Raw genomic sequence first — 15,333 nt, 5'->3', positions numbered from 1 at the left:
TTATTTAGTAGGAAAAAATGAAATCATCACTAGAAGTATTAAAAGATGTATTTGGTTATACTTCATTTCGACCAGGGCAAGAAGAAGTTATTAATCAGGTTCTTAACAGAAAAAACATTCTAGCCGTAATGCCAACTGGTGCCGGGAAGTCAATGTGCTATCAAATCCCAGCTTTAGTTAATCCAGGTTTAACTTTAGTAATTTCACCTTTAATTTCGTTAATGAAGGATCAAATTGATTCATTAAAGCAAAATGGAATCAGCGCTGCTGCTCTAAATTCGGCTACACCTCAAGATGAGGTTAATCCTATCTTAAGACAAGCTTACGAAGGAAAAATAAAACTTTTATATGTTACTCCTGAACGTTTAGCTATGGAATATTTTCGCTATCAACTGAACTTTTTAGATATTTCATTAGTGGCAGTTGATGAAGCGCACTGTATTTCTCAATGGGGACACGATTTTAGACCTGCCTATCGTCAAATAATGGAGGGCGTTAACTCCATTAAAAGTAAGCCTAATATTTTGGCTTTAACTGCGACAGCTACACCTTCAGTACAAAAAGACATTGCTGAACAACTACACATCCCACCAGAAAACTATGTTATTACTTCTTTTGCCAGACCAAATTTGAGTTTTAAAGTAGTTGATAATCCGGTAAATACGGAGCTATATCTCTTAGACTATATCAAAAAGCATTCCAAGCAGTCTGGGATTATTTATGCTAGTACAAGGAAAAACGTAGAAGAATTAACAGATTATCTTGCACAAAATGGAATTTTAACTGCTAGTTATCATGCAGGTTTATCAAATAAAGAAAGGGCCGATGTACAAGATGCTTTTCAATTTGATAAAGTTCAAATAATCGTTGCTACAAATGCCTTTGGAATGGGAATTGATAAAAGTAATGTTCGTTTTGTTATTCATGCTAATAGTACACCAAACTTAGAATCATACTATCAAGAAGCGGGAAGAGCCGGGCGAGATGGAGAACCTTGTGAAGGAATACTGATTTATCATCCAAAGGATATTCGACTATATCGCTGGTTCATTGAACAATCTGATTTAGATGATGAATATAAGAAAATTCAATATCAGAAATTAGCTATGATAACTAGATATGTTAATACAACAGAATGCTTGCAACAGTTTATTGTTAGCTATTTTGGTCAAAATTGTAATCCGTGTGGTAAATGTTCAAACTGTTTAGGAACATTCATAGAGAAAGATATTACCAATGACAGTAAGAATATAATTTCAGCCATTTATGAACTAGATAGTCGCTTTGGTAAAACAGTGATTGCTGATGTAGTTACTGGGGCAAAGAATCAAAGAATGAATGAAATTCATGCTCAAAATTTGAAGCATTATGATAGTTTGAAGCGGAGTAAAAAGTCAGTAATTGATCTTATTAATTTTCTAATCAGTCATAATTATCTTACTCTAACTGATAGCCAATATCCTGTAGTACATGTAACTAATTCAGGCTGGGACGTACTAGATGATAAAAAGAAAGTAATACAAAAAACATCTAAGAATACTAAAATACCTAAAAGAATTACTAATTCCGCTGAAAAAGAAAATGACTTATTCATGCGCCTGAAAGAGATTCGTTTATCTCTTGCTAAAAAGCAAGGAATACCAGCATTTTATATTTTTTCAGATAAATCTCTAAGGGAGATGTCACTACAGAAGCCACAAACACAATCAGAATTTTTAAATATTTCAGGAGTAGGGCAGGCAAAATTAAAAGCATATGGTCAGATAATGATTATGGCTATAAGAAATTACTTAAAAGAAAAGATAGATTAATGAAGTATAGACAAATAAAGGGTAAAATAGATAAGGTAATATGGAATTAGGAGGATAAAAATGGAATATCCACAATTAAATTTAGAAAATGTACAAGGCCCCAAAGCTCTTATTCAAACTAATCATGGAGATATTGAAGTCCAATTATTTGAAAAAGAAACTCCAATGACTGTTGAAAATTTCGTTCGTTTAGCAAAAAAGGGTTACTATAATGACACTACTTTTCATCGTGTAATCAGTGACTTCATGATCCAGGGTGGAGATCCTAAAGGTAATGGTACTGGTGGTGAAAGTATTTGGGGTCATCCATTTGAAGATGAATTTTCAAATAAATTATTCAACATGCGTGGAGCACTTTCAATGGCCAACTCTGGTCCAAATACTAATGGAAGTCAATTTTTTATTGTTCAAAATAAGAATGTGCCTAAAAGAATGATCAAAGAAATGGATACAGCAGGCTATCAAAAAGAAGTCGTTAAAGCATATAAACAAGGCGGAACACCTTGGCTTGATGGCCGTCACACTGTTTTTGGACAAGTAATTAAAGGTATGGATGTTGTTGATGAAATTGCAAAAGTTCCGCGTGATAAGGCAACCGATAAGCCAAAGGAAGATGTAATTATTAAAGATATTCATATTGAAGACTAATTTAGATTCATTAACGTGGGAGAATTTAATTTTATGAATCTATTTTTTAACGATAAATATTGTCCATCCGAATCAAGAATTTTAGCAACTGCTTTAACCTTTTCAGCTGGATTTATTGATGCTTACACATATATTCAAAGGGGACACACTCTATCTGCGGGTCAGACAGGAAACGTTATCTTTTTTGCGTCAGCATTGGCTGATCATAATGTCGCTGGCATGTTAAACCGTGCTACAACATTTATTGCATTTACGTTAGGTCTTTTATTAGTAGGTCTTTTCCATAAATACGTAAAAAGTAATTATTGGCGAGTATTTTGTCTATTTCCAATATTACTTATTTGTTTAGGAGTAGGATTTGTACCTAAAAGTGTTCCAAACTACTATGTGGTTCCAGTAATTGCTTTTGGCTTAGCTGTTCAAAATGCATCCTTTAGTAAAATTGAAGGTATGGGCTATAATAATGCATTTACAACCGGTAATTTAAAAAAATCTGTAGTTGCTTGGAGCGCATATTTCTTTGGTGAGGATAAATCTCAGCATAACGCAGCCGTTAACTATATGTTTTTAGTAATTGCTTTCGCCTTTGGGGCAATTGTGTCTGCATTACTACAGAAAATTTTTGTTTTAAAAACGATTTGGTTTGCAGTTTTGCTTTTGGGAGTGATTAATATTATTTATACATTTTCATTAAGTAAACGAAAGAAATTTAAATTTTCAGAAAATAAATAAATTTAATGAAGTTTTGAGTAAAAGTTTAACTCTCAAAACTTTTTTTATTATTGGCGAAGTATTCTTAATTGAGAGGTTATTACTTTACATATACTTCGTGTAATATATATTATGTAAAGTAGTGTATAAAAATGAAGAGAACAAACTACCAAGATACTTAACCATCATCAATTTAACTTAAATACAGATATTATTAATTTTATTTCTTACAAACGGTTTGATTTATATTTATTTTTTAATACACTGAAGCATTTTTATAAATCACAATTTAAAATTTTGATTTCGTTCAGTCTAAGTATTATAGATTATTTTTAAAATTTATTTTTACCGAGTATGATAATTTCTCTATCAATAATTACATACTGAGACGGCCATTCTACAGCTTCTAAATCATCTATTGATTAATAAGTTAATAATTAAACGACAATATCACATAATATTCCATAAGTTTATTATCACTAAATTTAGTTATCTAAATAGCTTATATAATTCCTGGACGTAGAATACAAACAAAGTCCATAAAATCTACATTTTACTACTAGAAATAAGAGTAATTCCATTAATAGTACCTATCATTAAAACAATAATTTTACTGATAGGTATACACTTATACTATTGAAATTATAGCTTTTTAAGCTATATGTCTTTTACTTTTAAAAGTTAATTTTCGTAAATAATTATATAAAATCAGAAATTTTAAGTAAGCTATGATCTATCTTGAATAATTTTTTACCAATCTAATCAATTAATTTATTGCAGTAAATTATTGTAAAATTGAAAAAATACACTTTTATTATGGCTCTCCTTCTCTGATAAGAGAATAAAAACAAGCTAAAGTCTTGTGTATAAGCAAAACTAAACTAATTTTACTTTTTATATTCGCACAGTACATAAAAAAGTATTAAATCATCAATGATTATTATATATTGTTTAATTATATAGTTATTTAAGACTTTTAAACTTATTTTTGAGAAATTTATCTTAAAATCTTCATAGACCAATGATAAAACTTTACTAAGAATCATTTTTCAGTATTTATCTACCGACGACACATACTCCGTCCCCCTCTCTCCTACTTTGCCAAGATTAGGGGATAATAGCAAAGAATTGGCAAATAAGATATAATATATACAAACCTACGTTCGAGGAGACCGAAAAATTGGAAACTAATAGATACCTATCCCTTATTAATCAAGAATTAGAAAATATGCCAAAATTTGTAAAAGAATATAATCTTGGTACTACTCATTCGTTAACTACAACATATCAATATTTAACTGAACTTCGACGTTTTTTTGATTGGTTAAGAGAAAGTAGGATTTCTACAGTTTCTTCCAACAAGAAAATAAGTGTGTCTACTTTAGAAAATTTACAGCGAAACGATGTTATGCTTTATATTCATCACCTAAAGCATATGAAAAATCAACAAGGAAGACTAAACTCTCCTACTACTATTAATAGATCTATCAATGCGTTGCGTTCTCTCTATAAGTTTTTGACAATTACGTCTGATAATAACCAGGGCGAGCCATATTTTGATCGTAATGTAATGTTAAAAATAAACTCACTAAATGATACTAAAACTCTAAACTATCGAGCTCATGTTCTAGAATCACATATGTATATGGGGGATTTAAAGTTTAAGTTTTTAGACTTTATCGAAAATGAGTATGAACACAAATGTAATAAACAATCATTACCTTCTTTTAAAAAAAATCATGAACGTGATATGGCAATAATTGCACTGATTCTAGGAACAGGTATTAGAGTTTCTGAATGTGTTGGCGTAAATGTACGTAATATCAATCTTAAAGATGCTATGCTTGACGTAATACGAAAAGGCGGTCAAAAAGATAGTGTGCCTATTGCTGATTGGACTATTCCTTATTTGAAAAAATATAAAGACATACGTGCTGATCGTTATCACGCTGAAAAAGCAGATGTAGCTTTCTTTTTAACTAGATGGCATGGAAAAACTAGACGGATGACAACGAATGCCGTTGAAAAGATGGTCAATAAGTATTCAGCTGCTTTTGGAAAACCTCTTACTCCGCATAAACTGCGACACACACTAGCTAGTGAATTATATGAAGTAACCAAAGACCAAGTTTTAGTAGCACAGCAATTGGGGCAAAAAGGAACAACGGCTACCGACCTATATACTCATGTCGATCAGAAAAAACAGAAAGCTGCTCTAAATAAAATTAATAAGTATAACCTATCTGATTAATTTAACTATAATAATAGAAATAAATAGTTTAATTGAACGAAATCGAATATTGCTAATCTTTTCCTTAAATTAATGCGAAATTCTATAAAAAAAGAAAATTAAAAAAGCTTTGAAATTATCCAAAATGTAGTAACCCACAAAAATTGGAATTTCAAAGCCTTTTTATTACTAAATACTAATGACTCTGACTAGATGAAGCTTGTTGATTATTCTGTGCTTGTCCTTGGTGTTGGTTGTTATTGGTATGTGACTCATTATGTTGTGGTTGTTGATTAGATTCTTTATTGTCTGATGACTGCGCTGGTGTACTACTTTGACTTTGACTTTGACTCTGACTCTGAGATTCTTGTTTTTCATCTTTATGTTCTTCAGATTTACTGCTCTGCGTCGAACTAGATTGCTGACTACTTGAGCTTGAACTAGATGATTGACTAGACTGACTATTTTCTTTTGCTGTGTCAATATTAATATCAAAACTATCATCAGCTTTTGGATGATATACTCGATGACTCTTCTTTGAAGTCTTAGATTTTAATGCACTTGGGGTACTTACCTTTATAGCATTAATTTGAGTGTATGTACCTTCTTGAGAAATGTCGTAACCAGCGTAAGCAAAGTGAAGATAGAATGTAAAGCTAGTTAAGACTAAATGTCCACCTTTCTCTTTTAAGGTATACTCAACCTTTAATTGTTTAAGAGCACCTTCATTGTCTAAACCTGAAGCATTACCTTTAAGCTTTTTGATCAACTTACTATGTGTTTTATTCCAAAAGCGTAAACTATTGCCGCTGTAACTTACTTTGTAAATAGAGCCTGATTTTTTAAGCTTCATATCACTTTTAATAGCCTTACTACCGCTTAGAATAATAGCAGGATCAAACTGACTCACAACCTTATTAGGAGTCATAGTAGATGAAGCTTTCCATTTAGGACTACCAGTATTATCCCACATCTTTTGATATACTTTGTCATCATTAAGCCACATAGAGGTTTTATCAACTTTAGCTTGAGCTTTTAAGGGATCATTTTGATATTCTCCCGTCCAAGTTCGAGTTGCCTGAATACCAGGTGAGTTTTTAACTTTAAACCTATAGCTTTTAAAGTCTGTATTTAATGCTTCAGCAATTATCTCTTTATCACTACTATTACTTGTTGCTGAATTAACAGTTGCTGGACTTGAGTTTTTTATTGTATTTGTATTCATTGTTAGAATTACTTGAAAAACAATTACTAATCCCAATCCTACAGCTGCAACTAAGCCTAAAATCCTTAAAAATTTACTTTTCATTTATTTACAGTTCACTCTCATCTTTAACATTTTTTAGTGTATATCTTTATAAAAAAATAGGAAAGCAACTTTAGCCTTCCTATTTTTGATATGATTATTTTTTACTAAAGTCCATTTTATCTATATCTGCCATCCAAGTAATGCCTAGAGATTTTTCTCCTAAATATGTGGCAATTACAGAACTAAAGTTGAACATCTTAATGGTCATATTAGGAAAAGCGGCTTGGAAGTCATCTTTAACTTTAGTAGCTTGATCTAAATCGTTTGAATTGTAAACTGTTAATGCTAAGTTATCTTTAATTGGTGAATTGTTAATCCGTTCAATAGTTATATTTTCAGCCTTTTTAACAGCTCGCTTCATTGAACGAACCTTATCAAAACTTACAATTTGATAATCATCTTTTTTAAAGGTTAACAAAGGTTTAATTTGAAGCATGGTACCAATAATCGCACTAGCGTTACTCAAGCGACCACCGCGAACTAGATTATTTAAATCATCTACAACAAATAGAACATCAATTGTATCTCTAATTTTGTCTAATTTGGCTAAGATTTCCTTAGGTTCCCATCCATTTTTGATCATTTTAGCAGCTGCAAGTACTAAATTTCCCATAGAACGAACTGTCATTGCAGGATCATAAGGATATAAATTAAATTCAGGATGATTATGAGCCAAAGTAACTAAACTATTATAAAAACCAGAAATTCCAGATGTTAATGGAATAGCAATAATAGCTTCATATCCTTCATCTTTTAATTTTTGGCATAACTCAAGCATAGTACCTGGGCTAGGTTGAGAAGTCTTAGGAAAAGGTGCTCCATCGCGCTCCAACTCAAAAAGTTTCTCTGCAGTCATATCTACCCCATCCATATACTGTTTATCACCAATAATAACTGGAATAGGTACTACAGTAATATCGTTGGCCTTGGCTTCTTCTGGGCTTATATCACTAGTACTATCTGTAATAAGTGCTATCTTCACGTGTGAAAACCTACCTTAAAATTTAAAATGGCAGCATTAAGTTGCATGCTGCAATACTACTTATCAAAATGAAATTATATCATAAAAACGAATGATTTTTAAATATAATCGATGATTTATACTTCTTCTGCCGAAAGATTATTTACAATAACTTGCAATTTATTATCAAAATCCTGAATATCTTCATCGCTCCACGTAGAAAATATTTGTTCTTCGATCTGTTTTAAAACTTTTTTCAGTTCTTGTGCCTTAGCCAATCCATCATTATTTAAATTTAAAGACTTGCTAGAATCTTTTTTTGATCGTTCTACTGTAATCAAAGCTGCAGTTTTTTTCTGCTTAATTTGTCTACTAAGGGTAGAAAGCGATATACTTAATGCCTGTGCTAATTCTCCCATTGTTAAAGTTTCATTCTTATGACGATCGAAGAAGAGTAATAAACGAGTTTGCGATAGATTTAACCCACACTTTTTATTAATAACTCGCTTAATATTCTCACGAACGCTATTAAATATTAAGACATTCATGTTATTTACCACCTATACTTATTTTCCCAATTTTTCTAATTCAACAATAATTCTAAGACATAATTTAAATTTTCACAAGATTTGTGAAGATTTAACAATATTAGTGAAGAAATCACATTGTTGAATGAAACAATTCTTTACATTAAAGAGTATAATATATGTACTATTTTTAAGGAGGATACTTATGGCTTTTGATGGCTTATTTATTCATAGTCTTTTACAAGACCTCTCTCCTACCCTAGTTGGAGGAAAGCTTACTAAAATATACCAGCCTTTTGATCAAGATTTAGTTCTGAATTTTCGAAAAGACCGTAAAAATCAACGCTTACTTATTTCAGCAAATGCTCAAACACCTCGTTTTTATCTTACAAATGATTCTATTGTTAACCCTGATGTTGCCCCTACATTTGTAATGGTATTAAGAAAGTATTTAGAGGGTTCAATTCTTAAAAAGATCGAACAAGTTGGTGTAGAACGAATCGTTAATTTTTATTTTTCCAATCGTAATGAACTTGGCGATGAAATGAAACTTGTTTTATCAGTCGAATTAATGGGTAGGCATAGCAATGTTATCTTGTATAATAGTGAAGATAATAAGATTATTGATTTACTGAAAAGAATTAATCCTGATGAGAATCGTGCTCGGTTGTTATTACCACATGCACCTTATGAATTACCACCACTTTTGCCAGGAATTAATGGATTTGAACTATCTGCTGATCAATTTAATGATCTAAAAAATAAATATCCTGAAGCCATGGACTTTGTAAAACAATTCAATGGACTAGATGGGGATGATAAAAAAGAATTTACTGGCTATTTAGAAGATGATTTTTCTTATAGTTCATTGCAGACATTTTTTAATCAATTTGCACGTCCTAAGGGCTATGTTTTACAGACTATTAAACATAAAGATCGTGTATACACCTATTTACCATATCATCTTGACTTAAAATTAATTTACTCAAATGATGACGTCAACAAGGTTCTTGATGATTTTTATCGTGAACAAGCTAATCGAGAATGGGTAAAACAAAAATCTAAACGAATTGAAAATATTGTTAATAATGAAATTAAAAAACTTAAGAAAAAGATTATTAAGCTTCGTAAACAATTGGATCAAGCAGAAAATTCAGAAGAATATCGCATTAAGGGCGAATTACTTAATGCTTATTTACATGAAGTAAAGGCAGGTATGACTAGTATTGATTTACCTAATTATTACGAAAATAATCAGCCTTTAAGTATCAAACTTAATCCTGCCCTCTCTCCTGCTAGAAATGCGCAAAAATATTTTACTCGCTATCAAAAGTTAAGAAATTCTATTAAGCATGTTAATGAACAAATTAAACTTGCAAATGAAAACCTAGACTATTTTGATTCAATTCAAACTGCTATTGATAATGCAGATCCACAAGATATTGATGCTATAAACGACGAGTTAATTAATCAAGGCTACTTAAAATCTCAAAATCATAATCGTCGTCGTAAGAAGAAAATTAATGAAAAGAATTTAAATACCTTTAAATTAAGTGATGGTAAAAAAGTTCTTGTTGGTAAAAATAATTATCAAAACGATTGGTTAACTTTAAAGAAAGCCGATAAGCGAGATTACTGGTTCCACGTTAAAAATATGCCTGGTTCCCATGTTATCTTACAAGACAGGGATCCAAGCGATAAAGATATTGCTGAAGCCGCTGAAATTGCTGCTTATTTCTCAAAGGGTAAAAACTCTAGTCATATTCCTGTTGACTATGTTCAAGTTAAAAAGATTAAGAAACCTAATGGTGCTAAACCTGGTTTTGTAATTTATACTGGTCAAAATTCAATTGAAGTTACACCAAATGAACAAGATGTTTTAAATAAAAAAATATAAAATTAAAAATGCTCAAGTGATAGAAGTTGCCTCTGTTACTTGAGCATTTTTTATATCTATATTACATAATAAAAAATATTTAAATATTACAATGGCTGTGTAGTCATAGCTAAAGTTTCTAGAACGGCTAAGATATCTTGTGCTGATTGTAAACTAGAAAAGACAGGAATATGTGTACTCAAGGCGGCATCTTTAATCATAATGGCATCATGACTAGCCGAATCCGAGAGACTTGTGACGTTAATTACGAGATTAATTCGATGTTGTCTAATCTTTTCAAGCAAACTATTACTTCCTTCTTGTACCTTCCCAATAATTCCCGTTGTAATACCTTCTTCAGCTAATACATTTGCTGTTCCTTCAGTTGCTAAAAGTTTAAATCCTAATCTATGAAATCTAGCAGCGATTTTAATCGCGTTATGTTTTTCTGAATCTTTAACTGAAATAAAGACCGTTCCATAAGTTGAAATCATCAAATCACTGCCTGCGTAACCTTTAAATAAAGCTGTAGGTAAATGTTTAGCACGTCCCATTACACTACCAGATGTTTTCATTTTAGAATCAAATGTATTTTCACTCTGATAGGATAAATATGAAAGGACAGGCATCTTTACATGAATTAAATCATTCGAAGGCCAAATATCACTTGATAATTCTAATTCAGATAATTTTTTACCAAGTAAAACTTGCATAGAAATTGACGTAATATCTCGTTTTAATGCCTTAGTTAGAAAAGCAACATTATGACCAGAATAGCTTTTTATTTGTAGCAAATATATTTGATTATTGGCAAGTAAAAAGTGTAAATTAACTGGTCCTTTTAAATGTAAATTAGTAGCAATACTAATTGCACTATCCCTCAATCTACGTTGATCATTAGTAGATAGATTTTGCGGACGATAAACGGCAATTGAATCACTGGCATGAGATCCAGTTTGTTCAAAGTGTTCAATAATTCCAGGAATAGTAACATTTTCTCCATCAGAAATAGCAGTCACTTCATATTTTTTACCTTCAATAAACTTAGAAATACTTATGTGCTCTAATGCATTTTCAGCAATGTATCTTTGTAGTGCAGGTAAATCAAAAACAACTGCGGATTTTTGCTTCTTACCATTGCTTGAACCGCCAATTAAAACAGGAAATCCAATTTGCTTTACAAAATCAAAAATTTTATCTTCATTATCACATTGAAGTGCAGGAACTGGTTTAACGCCTGCTTGATATACTTCATTAGAATGATCCTCTTTTAAGATCTCATTCAAGTTATTTTGTGCCAAAATTGCTAATCCATGTTCTAGTAATTGAAGTCGATACTCATTAATTTGTTTACCAGAAAATTGAGTTACAATTTCTTTAATATTTTCCTTATTAGCTACATCTAAGATATTTTCTAGCGTAATCGGTTCAAAATATACTCGATCACATACATTGTATGCTGCACTAATACTTTCAGGATTGTTACTAATAATAACTGGGCTTATTCCTTGCTCTTTTAGAGTCTCGGCAGCATGATAAAGCATATAATCAAATTCATCTGTTAATGATACCTGAAATGGCTTTAATCCCAAGAGAAGGCACTTCTTTGCATTAGAAAGTGGTTTTATTTCATCCTCAATTCCATAACTACTATAGACAGCTTGAATATTAGGATGAATTAAACCAGCTGTCCCATCAATTTCAATATAACTTGGTTTAATTGACCATTTTTTACATAGGTTAGAAATGTCTTTTTCGTCTTGATGCGTTACTTCAGCAATTAATCGATTAGAAAAGCCATTTTTTTTCACCTTAAGTAGTAAATCAGCAGTAAGTTCATCATTTTGCAATTTCTTAAGTAAAATCAAAATATGATTAAACTTTTGCAAAAATACTAGGTGCACATGCAAAACCTTATGCAAAGTATGATAACTAATTCCTTTAGCAATAGCTGCCAAAAGAATAATTAAATGTAGTTCAGTAGGTTTACTTAGATCTTGCAATAATTGCTCTTCACTTTTTTTACACTCTTTTTCAAAGGTTTTTATATTATTTGAAAAACCTGTAGTAGCTTGCAAAGCTTTTAAAAATGCACTTTCAAAGTTGCGTCCTACTCCTAATGCTTGACCTCCAGAAGCAGTTTTATTATTGAGAAAATAGTGATTATAACCAGCCTCAGTAAATGACCAATATGGTAGTTTTACAAAACAAGCATCTTGAATCGGATCAACTGCTGCTGATATTCCAGACTGTGGATCAGTAATTTCATTTAAGTTATACCCAAGCGCAACCTTAGCAGTTACATACCCAATTGAATATACGCCACTTCGATACGAAAGTAAGCTAGTTTGTGTTAAACGTGGTTTTACGCTTAATACCTTAAAATTAAAGTCCTCACCTGCTTGTTTAACTGCAAAATGAATACTCAGTGCTCCATGTAAATTAAGGCAATTAGCAATCTTACGACAGCAATTTCTTAATCGCTGAATTTGATTATTATTTCTGGTTAAAATCGGCGTTACTAATAACGAGTCAGATGAATTGATACCAACAGGCTCCAAGCTTCCAGTATTTCCAACAAAGCAAAAATTACCATTATTATCTCGAATAATATCAAAGATCAATTCTTCCCAATTTGATAGATCTTCGCTTATACGATAATCTTTCCACTGAAAATGATCGTCATTTTCTTCATCCAAAAAATATTGTTCTAATTGCTTTAAATTCTCTAATGAAATCGTATTATCAGGACGATAGTGTTGTTTTTTTGCCAAAAGTAATGGAAAGTGTGCATGTTCAATTACACGCTTTAAATCATCTTCTTTTTCAAGAAGCCATTGATTAGCAACCGAAATCTTATTAGCCTTAAGAAAAGTATAAAAGTTATGTGGGCTTGATAAGCTAAGAGCTAAACTATTGATTGTTAACAACTCAATATTCATTTGAGTTAAAATACCAGACTCTAATAGTTCTTTAGTCAGTTTTAAAGCTGGCTTTCCACCAAAAGCAGGAATAATTGCATCTGGTTTTTCCATTCTAATAATCCGCTTAACAAAAGGTAGCGTCATTGGCTCAAGATATACATTTACATTAGCTCGAGGATCTGTAGTAACAGTTGCTGGATTAGGATTAATTAAGACTACTTGAACATTACTCTCTGCAAATGCTGTTAAGGCTTGTTTAGCAAGAATATCAAGTTCTGAAACTTCTCCAACAATACTTGGCCCAGCTCCAATGACAAGTACTTTATTAATTTCGTTATGTAAAGGCATATTTTACTCCATCATATTCATAAACTGATCATAGATACTAGCAGCATCAAAATTTCCGGGTGAGCCTTCCGGATTAAACGCAGCCGCTAATACTTTATCTTCCTTAATACAATAGCCAGCTAAAAGATCTGATCTTAGGTCAAAATACTTACGAGATAAATTTAATGACAAACTATCAGGAACAACTAACTGATCGATATTCATGGCTGTTTGCCAAATACGATTATTAGTTTGTTCAATAACTGGGAAATTACTGCCATTATAAGCGGGAATTAAATCTAATAATTCTAAATTCAAATAATTACTAATAGCTAAAAAGCCTAACCCAATTCCTAAAATAGGTAATTTACCATAAAATTTATCAAATACTGGCTTTAAGAAAGGTGCTATCTCTTCTACTCTGCTTGGTCCATTAGAAATAACAATAGCGTCTGCACGAAGACTAATAATGTCATAAATTGATGCATTATACGGTAAAACAACACTGTTAATTTTGCGCAAAGAAAGCGAGCGTAATAATGAGTGCTTTAATCCTAGATCAATAACTGCTACGGTTTTTCCAACATTTGGTGCCGCATAGGGATGAGTTGTCGAAATTTGTGCCGTTTTATTTTTGGGTAAGACAAGAGCCTTAATTTGATCGAAGGCATGTGCATCGTCAGTATCCATAATTGAGGCCTTAATTACCCTTTTATTTTTTAACTTTTGGACTAAAGCTCGGGTATCAACTCCATAAATTGCTGGTATCCTCTTTTCTTTTAAAAAATCGTCTAGATCTTGAAAAGTTGGATTTGCAGAAATATGAAATGCAATGTCATTAGCAATTATTCCTCTAACACTTGGATCAATCGATTCATAATCAATTGCATTTATTCCACTACCGCCAATCATTGGAGTTGTAAAAGCTAAAATTTTACCAAAGTTTGCTGGATCTGAAATTGCTTCTTGGTAACCAAAGTTACTGGTTTGAATGGCTAATTCACCTGTTGCAGTAATTGGTGCACCAAATCCATGTCCCGAAAAAGCTGTTCCATCTTCAAGAATCAAATATCGTTTCATAAATTAATGCTTCATTTCTTGTCGTAAATTTTCTAATTGTTTTTCAAAAATTGTTGGTAATGGTGCAGTAAATTCAAGCCAATCGTTAGTTGATGGTTGATAAAAACCTAAAGTTTTAGCATGTAAAAATTGTCCATGACCAGCTAACGTCTTCTTAGGACCATACAGTGGATCTCCTGCCAGAGGGTGCCCAATATATTTCATATGAACTCTAATTTGATGAGTTCTTCCTGTCTCAAGAATACACTTAACTAGACTATAGTTTTTAAATTGTTCTAGTACTGTGAAATGCGTTACTGCAGCTTTCCCTTTAGGATTAACCGCCATTTGCTTTCTATTATTAGGATTTCTACCAATAGGCGCATCAATAACTCCATTTTTAGTTTCAAAATTACCATGTACAATTGCTAAATATTCTCTTTTATTAATCTTTTTAGCCAATTGCTTTTCTAAACTTTCGCGAGCACGATCGTTTTTAGCAACCATTAATAAGCCAGAAGTATCTTTGTCAATTCGATGTACAATTCCTGGGCGAAAGCTTTCAAAACTGTCAGCTAAATTTTTGGTATGGTAGAGCAAACCATTTACAAGAGTATGATCAGGGTGACCTGCTGAGGGATGAACAACCATCCCTTGAGGCTTATTAACAACTATTACATCTTCATCTTCATATACAATATCAAGATGCAAATTTTGGGGTTCTAAAGTCAATGGCTTAACCGGAGGAATTGTAATCTTAATTACATCCCCAGACTGAACTTTATAAGATACCTTTTCAGCTTTATCATTAACTAAAATATTTTGATCATTTACCAATTCTTTAATTTTAGTTCGACTCAAATCGGTGACTTTATCCGCAATAATTTTATCTAAACGTCCCTTTTCTCCGTTAATTACTAACCTATAATCTTTAGTCATTTAATTCTTGT

11 protein-coding genes are annotated in these 15,333 nt (G+C 31.6%); 5 read left to right on the top strand and 6 right to left on the bottom strand.

Annotated elements, in window-relative coordinates:
* The first annotated feature begins 17 nt into the window (after positions 1–17).
* The 4 genes from recQ (at position 18) to xerS (ending at position 5,421) form a co-directional block, all read left to right on the top strand.
* Positions 18–1,811: a DNA helicase RecQ gene (gene recQ, locus FD18_RS06925; RefSeq protein WP_057719214.1), complete on the top strand. Its 1,794-nt coding sequence runs from the start codon at positions 18–20 to the stop codon at positions 1,809–1,811.
* Between the two features lie 60 nt (positions 1,812–1,871).
* Positions 1,872–2,459, top strand: a complete 588-nt coding sequence (locus FD18_RS06920; protein WP_057719213.1) for a peptidylprolyl isomerase — start codon at positions 1,872–1,874, stop codon at positions 2,457–2,459.
* Positions 2,460–2,492: 33 nt separating this feature from the next.
* Complete coding sequence (locus tag FD18_RS06915) at positions 2,493–3,191, top strand: YoaK family protein (RefSeq protein WP_057719212.1); 699 nt, start codon at positions 2,493–2,495, stop codon at positions 3,189–3,191.
* 1,159 nt (positions 3,192–4,350) lie between these two features.
* Positions 4,351–5,421, top strand: a complete 1,071-nt coding sequence (gene xerS / locus FD18_RS06910; protein ID WP_057719211.1) for a tyrosine recombinase XerS — start codon at positions 4,351–4,353, stop codon at positions 5,419–5,421.
* Between the two features lie 175 nt (positions 5,422–5,596).
* Here the strand turns inward: xerS and FD18_RS06905 are convergent, their stop codons facing one another.
* The 3 genes from FD18_RS06905 to FD18_RS06895 all read right to left on the bottom strand — a co-directional run bounded on the left by FD18_RS06905 (position 5,597) and on the right by FD18_RS06895 (position 8,218).
* Complete coding sequence (locus tag FD18_RS06905) at positions 5,597–6,709, bottom strand: hypothetical protein (RefSeq protein ID WP_057719210.1); 1,113 nt, start codon at positions 6,707–6,709, stop codon at positions 5,597–5,599.
* Between the two features lie 94 nt (positions 6,710–6,803).
* Positions 6,804–7,691, bottom strand: coding sequence for a DegV family protein (locus FD18_RS06900; protein WP_057719209.1), 888 nt, complete (start codon positions 7,689–7,691; stop codon positions 6,804–6,806).
* 116 nt (positions 7,692–7,807) lie between these two features.
* A complete protein-coding gene (locus FD18_RS06895) occupies positions 7,808–8,218 on the bottom strand; it encodes a MarR family winged helix-turn-helix transcriptional regulator (protein WP_057719208.1) in 411 nt (136 codons plus the stop codon).
* Positions 8,219–8,402: 184 nt separating this feature from the next.
* On the opposite strand from FD18_RS06895, the gene FD18_RS06890 reads away from it, so the two are divergent.
* A complete protein-coding gene (locus FD18_RS06890) occupies positions 8,403–10,094 on the top strand; it encodes an Rqc2 family fibronectin-binding protein (RefSeq protein ID WP_057719207.1) in 1,692 nt (563 codons plus the stop codon).
* Positions 10,095–10,180: 86 nt separating this feature from the next.
* On the opposite strand, the gene FD18_RS06885 is transcribed toward FD18_RS06890, so the two are convergent.
* Genes FD18_RS06885 through FD18_RS06875 form a run of 3 tightly spaced genes read right to left on the bottom strand, consistent with a single transcriptional unit; the run spans position 10,181 to position 15,322 of the window.
* Entirely contained in the window at positions 10,181–13,345 is a 3,165-nt protein-coding gene (locus FD18_RS06885) for a carbamoyl phosphate synthase large subunit (RefSeq protein WP_057719206.1), read from the bottom strand.
* 3 nt (positions 13,346–13,348) lie between these two features.
* Positions 13,349–14,404, bottom strand: coding sequence for a carbamoyl phosphate synthase small subunit (locus FD18_RS06880; RefSeq protein ID WP_057719205.1), 1,056 nt, complete (start codon positions 14,402–14,404; stop codon positions 13,349–13,351).
* A gap of 3 nt (positions 14,405–14,407) precedes the next feature.
* Positions 14,408–15,322: an RluA family pseudouridine synthase gene (locus FD18_RS06875; protein WP_057719204.1), complete on the bottom strand. Its 915-nt coding sequence runs from the start codon at positions 15,320–15,322 to the stop codon at positions 14,408–14,410.
* Positions 15,323–15,333 lie beyond the last annotated feature (11 nt).

Origin of the sequence: Lactobacillus taiwanensis DSM 21401 (assembly GCF_001436695.1) — a bacterium.
Taxonomy (GTDB): Bacteria; Bacillota; Bacilli; order Lactobacillales; family Lactobacillaceae; genus Lactobacillus; species Lactobacillus taiwanensis.
This window is presented reverse-complemented; position numbering and strand designations above follow the sequence as displayed.